Source organism: Streptomyces sp. NPDC029169 (assembly GCF_055563935.1).
In genome coordinates this window covers 1-5,872 of sequence record NZ_JBVHXA010000036.1, presented here as the reverse complement: position 1 = coordinate 5,872, position 5,872 = coordinate 1, and the positions used below count along the sequence as shown (strand labels likewise).

7 protein-coding genes are annotated in these 5,872 nt (G+C 69.7%); 3 read left to right on the top strand and 4 right to left on the bottom strand.

The features are described from left to right. A partial coding sequence (locus ACZ4VI_RS34550; RefSeq protein ID WP_468005848.1) for an acyl-CoA carboxylase subunit epsilon occupies nt 1-180 on the top strand: 180 nt, incomplete at its 5' end. 69 nt (nt 181-249) lie between these two features. Here the strand turns inward: ACZ4VI_RS34550 and ACZ4VI_RS34545 are convergent. The 3 genes from ACZ4VI_RS34545 to ACZ4VI_RS34535 all read right to left on the bottom strand — a co-directional run bounded on the left by ACZ4VI_RS34545 (nt 250) and on the right by ACZ4VI_RS34535 (nt 3,040). Then, nucleotides 250-1,131: an alpha/beta fold hydrolase gene (locus ACZ4VI_RS34545; protein ID WP_468005846.1), complete on the bottom strand. Its 882-nt coding sequence runs from the start codon at nt 1,129-1,131 to the stop codon at nt 250-252. Between the two features lie 86 nt (nt 1,132-1,217). Next, a complete protein-coding gene (locus ACZ4VI_RS34540) occupies nt 1,218-2,222 on the bottom strand; it encodes an NADP-dependent oxidoreductase (RefSeq protein ID WP_468005844.1) in 1,005 nt (334 codons plus the stop codon). A gap of 131 nt (nt 2,223-2,353) precedes the next feature. Further along, the gene (locus ACZ4VI_RS34535; protein WP_468005842.1) at nt 2,354-3,040 is read right to left on the bottom strand and encodes an SDR family oxidoreductase; all 687 of its coding nucleotides are present in this window, start codon (nt 3,038-3,040) and stop codon (nt 2,354-2,356) included. Nucleotides 3,041-3,157: 117 nt separating this feature from the next. On the opposite strand from ACZ4VI_RS34535, the gene ACZ4VI_RS34530 reads away from it, so the two are divergent. After that, nucleotides 3,158-3,718 (top strand): TetR/AcrR family transcriptional regulator, encoded by a 561-nt coding sequence (locus ACZ4VI_RS34530; RefSeq protein ID WP_468005841.1) that lies wholly within the window; start codon nt 3,158-3,160, stop codon nt 3,716-3,718. Nucleotides 3,719-3,769: 51 nt separating this feature from the next. On the opposite strand, the gene ACZ4VI_RS34525 is transcribed toward ACZ4VI_RS34530, so the two are convergent. After that, nucleotides 3,770-5,014, bottom strand: coding sequence for a helix-turn-helix domain-containing protein (locus ACZ4VI_RS34525; RefSeq protein WP_468005839.1), 1,245 nt, complete (start codon nt 5,012-5,014; stop codon nt 3,770-3,772). A 400-nt stretch (nt 5,015-5,414) separates the two neighbouring features. Here ACZ4VI_RS34525 and ACZ4VI_RS34520 point away from each other — a divergent pair, with 400 nt between their 5' ends. Continuing rightward, nucleotides 5,415-5,693 (top strand): hypothetical protein, encoded by a 279-nt coding sequence (locus ACZ4VI_RS34520; protein ID WP_468005838.1) that lies wholly within the window; start codon nt 5,415-5,417, stop codon nt 5,691-5,693. The last annotated feature ends 179 nt before the right edge of the window (nt 5,694-5,872 follow it).

Genomic DNA, 5,872 nt, shown 5'->3' with positions numbered 1-5,872 from the left:
CTTCTCCGTGTCGAGAAGGGCCACGCCGACCCCGAGGAGCTCGCCGCGATCACCGCGGTCCTCCTCGCCCGCGCCGCCGCCCAGCCCGCCGAGACGACCCCCGAGGGCCGTTCGACGGCCGGCTGGCGCCGCCTGGAACGCCAGTCGGGCTTCCGCCCCTCCCACTCCTGGCAGGGCTGACCCCAGCACCCCCAAAGGCCCCCGTCCCCGCAAGGGACGGGGGCCTTCGCCATGCGCCCGCGCGCCTGGCTACGGCTCGAGGAACTCAAGCGCCTGGGCGACGAATTCGTCGTGGTACTGGAAGATCCCTCCGTGTCCCGCGTCGGGGTAGAGGGGCACGAGTTCGCCCCGGGGCAGCCGGGCGGCCAGGTCGAGCGTGTTTTCACTGGGCACCATCCGGTCGCTCTCACCGTTCGCCACGAGGGCCGGCTGGTGGATGCGCGACAGGTCGGCCGGCGCCTGGACGCCCCATCGGTGGATGGCCTTCAACTGGGCGCGGAAGGACGAAAGCGAGATGGCTCTGTCGCGGTTGTCCGTGCGCTCCTTCAACCGTTCAAGGAAGGCGCGCCCTGCCCGTCGGCCACCCTCGGTGTCGGTGAAGAAGAGGAACTGCTTCGGATCCCGGCGGGTCAGGGCGCCCTTCAGAATGGCGCGGATGGTGACTGCCGTGACGTTGTCGATGCCGGGGCCTCCGGCGGGGCCCGTGCCCGCGAGGATGACCTTGCGTACGAGGTCTGGTTCCTCTGCTGCGACGACCTGGGCGATGAAGCCGCCCATCGACAGGCCGAGCAGGTCGACCTGCTCGAGTCCGAGGGCCCGGATGAACAGCACCGCATCGTGCGCCATCGCCTCGATGGTGTCGGGCGTGGAGCCGCCTGACGCGCCGACTCCGCGGTTGTCGAAGGTGATCACTCGGCGTCGGGCGGCGAGTCCGTCGATGACGCGTGGGTCCCAGTTGTCCAGGACCGCGGTCAGGTGGTGGAGGAGGATCAGCGGTACGCCGTCCTCCGGCCCGAGCTGCCGGTAGACGAAGTCGACGCCGCGCACGGACACGGAACGGGTCGGCGCGTTCTGGTAGGACGACGGGGTGGGGGCGGGGTTGGGGGTGGGGGAACTCCGCGGTGCACTCATGACCGGGTCCTGGGGGTAGTGGGGGTGCGGGGATCTTCTCGTCGCCTGGGGAGGTGTTCACCGTTCGTTCCGGTGAGGGTCTGCCCTCACTTCATCGTGACGACGACCTTGCCGGCCTTCGCGCGGCCCTTCTCGACGTACTCCATGGCTTCCCGGGTCTTGTCGAACGTGAAGACCCGGTCGACGACGGGACGGATCTTTCCGGCGTCGATGAGCGGCGTGAGTTTGCTCAGTTGTTCGCCGCTGGCCTTCATGAACAGGAACGAGTACGTCACGTCGCGGCGCTCGGCGCGGCGCCGGGTCCTGAAGCTCAGCGCGCTCATCGCCAGTCGGAGGATCGCGTTCGCGCCCAGCTCGCGGGCGAAGGCCGCGTCGGGAGGGCCCGCGACGCTGATGACCTCCCCGCCGGGCTTGAGTACCTGCAGGGACTTCTCGAGCGTCTCGCCGCCGAGGCTGTCCAGGACGACGTCGTAGTCGTGGAGGAGCGTCTCGAAAGCCTGCTTCCTGTAGTCGACGACGACGTCCGCGCCGAGTTCCTTCACCAGGTCGACATTGGCGGTGCTCGCGGTGGCGGCCACGTGCGCGCCCAGCTCCTTCGCCAGTTGGACGGCGATGGTGCCGAGGCCGCCGGAGCCCGCGTGGATGAGGACCTTCTGGCCTGGGCGCACATGCGCCCGCTCGACCAGCGCCTGCCAGGAGGTGAGGGCGACCAGGGGAAGGGACGCGGCCTCCTCCATGGTGAGCGTGGCCGGCTTGATCGCCACGTCGTCCTGGTGGACGGCGATGAGTTCGGCGAACGTGCCGATGCGGTCCTTGTCGGGGCGGGCGTAGACCTCATCTCCCACCCCGAACCGCGTGACGGCGGATCCGACCTGGACCACCACCCCCGCGAGGTCGTTGCCCAGGATGAGCGGGAGACGGTACGGGAGGATCGCCTTGAAGTCCCCGTCGCGGATCTTGAGGTCGAGCGGGTTGACGCTCGCCGCGTGGATCCGGATCAGGACGTCGTCGGCGCCCACCTGCGGGTCGGGCATCTCGGCGGCGCGCGCGCCGGCCTTGTCGCCGTACCGCTCGATCATGAAGGTCTTCATCGTCGTCTCCGTTGCCCGTCCGCGTGGGGCGGGATCTCTGTCCATCCGGGGCTCAGACCGGTACGAGCCACTTTGTGGTCTTTACTTCGGTTCTTCGGGGCCCCTCGCCGATGCGGGAGGCGTGGCGTGTCTCACGCCGCATTCGGCGAAGCGGCCAGGCTCTGCCTGACGTACCGGGTGGTCTCGTCGGCGAGGATTTCGGGCAGTCCCGTCTCGATGCCGTGCAGGGCCTGTGCGGCGACAAAGGCGGGGTCGGCCTTCTGATCGGCGGGAACGCCCGCGGCCATGTCGGTGTCCATGTATCCGACGTGCAGCGCCGAGACGCTGATGCCGCGGGGCGCCAGTTCCTCCCGGGCCGCATTCGTCAGCGCCCATGCCCCGGCCTTGGCCGCGGCGTAGGACCCGAGGCCGGCCGGGTGCAGCCAGGACAGGACGGACAGGACGTTGAGCACGGCGCCGCCGCCGTTGCCCTCGATGACGGGGGCGAAAGCGCGCGTCACGGCGAGCGGACCGAAGAAGTTCGTCTCCATCTCCAGGCGCACCGCGTCCAGGCCGCCCGCGATCAGCGGCGTGGCGGTGGAGATGCCGGCGTTGTTCACCAGCAGCGTCGCGTCGGACGCGGTGCGGGCCGCGGCCCGGATCGACTCCTCGTCCGTCACGTCCAGCCGCAGCGCGATGACGCCGGGCAGGTCCACCGTCTCGGGGCGGCGGGCCGCCGCGTACACCTTCGCTCCTCGCTCCACGAGCTGGGCAGCCAGATGCCGCCCGAGCCCCCGGTTGGCTCCGGTGACCACCGCGACCGCGTCCTTCAGTTCCATGCCCACTCCCAGCGTTCTGCGGGCACCAAGCGCGCCCCGCACTAATTAGATTACGACTGCAATCTAACTCCTGGTCTATGATAGATGTCAAACGACATCCAATTGGGGAGGTGGCTGATGGGCCGCGTATCGCAGGCGCAAGCCGAGGAGAACCGCCGGCGTGTCGTGGAAACCGCGTCCCGGCTCTTCCGGGAGCAGGGCACCCACGTCAGCGTCGCCGACCTCATGAAGGCGTCCGGCCTGACCCACGGCGGCTTCTACAAGCAGTTCGCCTCCAAGGAGGCGCTCATCGAAGAAGCCACGGCCCACGCGTTCGACGAACTCACCCGGCTCCGCAACGACGGACTCGAGCAGCACGCCGGGCGGCGCGACGCCGCCCAGCAGGCACTGATCGACACCTACCTCTCGATCAAGCACCGCGACAGCGCAGCAGACGGGTGCCCCGCCGCCGCGCTCGCCACCGACATGGCGCGCGAGCCCGGGGACTGCGAGGCCCGCCGTGTCTACACCGAGGGCGTGAGCGACTTCGCCGAGTGGCTCGCGACCGAGGATCAGGACGGCATCACCCGGCTGTGCACCATGCTCGGCGCACTCGTCCTGGCCCGGGCCACCAAAGGCTCCCCGCTCTCCGAGGAGATCCTCACCACGGCGCGTGCAGCATTGACGGAAGCCGGCTGATCAAAGACCCTGCGGTTTTCTTTCACATGTTTTTGTGAGGGGCGCTACAGGTCACGCGTCCTTCGGTGGGGTGGTCGGGCGGGTGGTGGTGAGGAGTTCCGCGAGGACGCGCCAGATTTCCGCCGCGATGTCGATGTTGGAGCCGGCATGCGTGTCGCGCCCGAGCTGCTGGAGGCCCGCGATGGCTTCGTCGAGGCGGCCTTCGCGGGCGAGGAGACGGTTGTGCAGGACCGCGAGGGTGACGCGGTCGCGGAAGGTCATTCGGCAGGCGGACTCGGTCGAAGGGTCGGTGAGGCTGTCGTGCAGCCTGCGCGCCTCGGCGTCACGCCCCTCGTGGAAGGCGATCTGCGCCTGGAGGAGGGTCATCTCCTGGCTGTGCACGGGAGTGCCGATGAGGGTGAGGACGGGCGCGATCTCGGCGAGGCGATAGGCGGCTCGCGCGGTGTCGGGCGGGTCCTGCTGGAGGTGGAGGGAGGCCGCGGCGAGACGCAGCCGCATCCACAGCAGCAGGCTGTCATGGCTGTCCATGCGCTCCAGGGCTTCCTCCAGGAGGGCCCGGGCCGCGGTGTGGTCGCCCTGGCGGAGGCGGACGGTGGAGGCGGTCCACAGTGCTTCGATCGGCAGGGTGCCGGTCTCCTCCCGGGTCAGGGCGCGCAGTTCGTCGGCATGCGACTGGGCGTCGGCCAGCCGGCCGGCCTCCGTCTCGACGGCCACGAGGGCGAGCAGGGCGGAGGCGGTGTCGTGGATGGAGAGTTCGGCCTCGGAGGCGATGCGGTAGGCGTCGGCGGCGATGCCCGCGGCGCGGGTGATGTCGCCCATCGACCGCAGGCAGCGGGCGAGTTGGGTGTGGGCGCGGGCGCGCAGCTCGGGCAGGCCGAGGCCCTCGCCGAGCTCCACGAGCTCTTCCAGGTGGGCCAGTTCGGCGGTGCTGTCGCCGTTCTGGCGTTCGGCGCGGGCGAGCAGCCAGAGGCCCTGCCAGCGCAGCGCCCGGTCCTGGTCCTCCCCGGAGGCGAGGGCGCCGACGAGTTCGAACACGGCGGCATCGGAGGCGGAGGACGCGGCGACGGTGAGGGCCTGGGCCAGTGAACCGGCCTTGGGCTCCTCGAAGTCCGCGACTGTGATCCCGAGCCGCCCGGCGAGATAGGCGACCACACGCTCGGTGGGTTGCCGGGCTCCGGACTCCAGCCGGGACAGGTAGCCGGTGGACATGCCGTCGCCCGCGAGGGCGGCCTGGGACAGGCCTCTCTCGGTTCGCATCTGCCTGAGCCGCCGGCCGAATGACGGCTGTTCCAGCATGTGATCAATCCTCAAGCCTGTGTGGGCCCAGCCGGGTGCCGGCCGCGCGCACGGCGAGGAGCCGTGAAGGCGCGGCGATGACACCTTAGCGTGGGGCTGATTTGACAGCTCAGAATAGCCCAAGACAAAAGTGTTGCCAAAAGATTGCCAAACGTGGAACGATTTGAGTCGGCCATCTGACGTGCCAATGCGGTGGATTTCAGGCCACTCGGGAGCGTTTGCCTGTGATGAGCTGGGCATAGACGATGGCTCCTTGGTGGCGGATGTCTGAAGTCACCTGTCAAGGATGTGGCAAAATATTGCCTACCGTGGATCGGTTCAGTAGCTTGATCCGCGTGGCGGCAGCCGGACGGGGAGTCCGTGGACCGCCGAACCAGCGACACTCTTTTGGGGAGAAGTAGTGAAGAAGTTCCCGCGCATCGTCGGCATCGCCGCGACCGCTCTGATCGCGACGATCGCCGGGACCGGCGCCACCATCGGCAGCGTCTCGCTGGCGCAGCCGCTCGACGACATCAGCTGGCCCGTGGCGCCGCCCGTCCCGGGAGCCGACGGTTCGTCGACCGTCGTCGTCGCGGGCGACATCAGCTGGCCGAGCCCGGCCGCCCCGGTGCAGGTGGCCGGCAGCGCCTCCGTCGACCGCTCGTCCGACGACATCAGCTGGCCGGCGCCCGGGGCGTGACCGCCGGGACCTGACGGTCCCAGCCGGCCGGAGAAGAAAGGGGGACCGGCCGGTCCGGTGGGGGGGGGGGGGGGGGCCCCCCCCCCCCCCCCCCCCTTTTCCCCCCCCCCCCCCCCCCCTTTTCCCCCCCCAAGACCAAGACAGGCCCCTTTTTTTTTTACCAGTAGGAGGGGATCTTT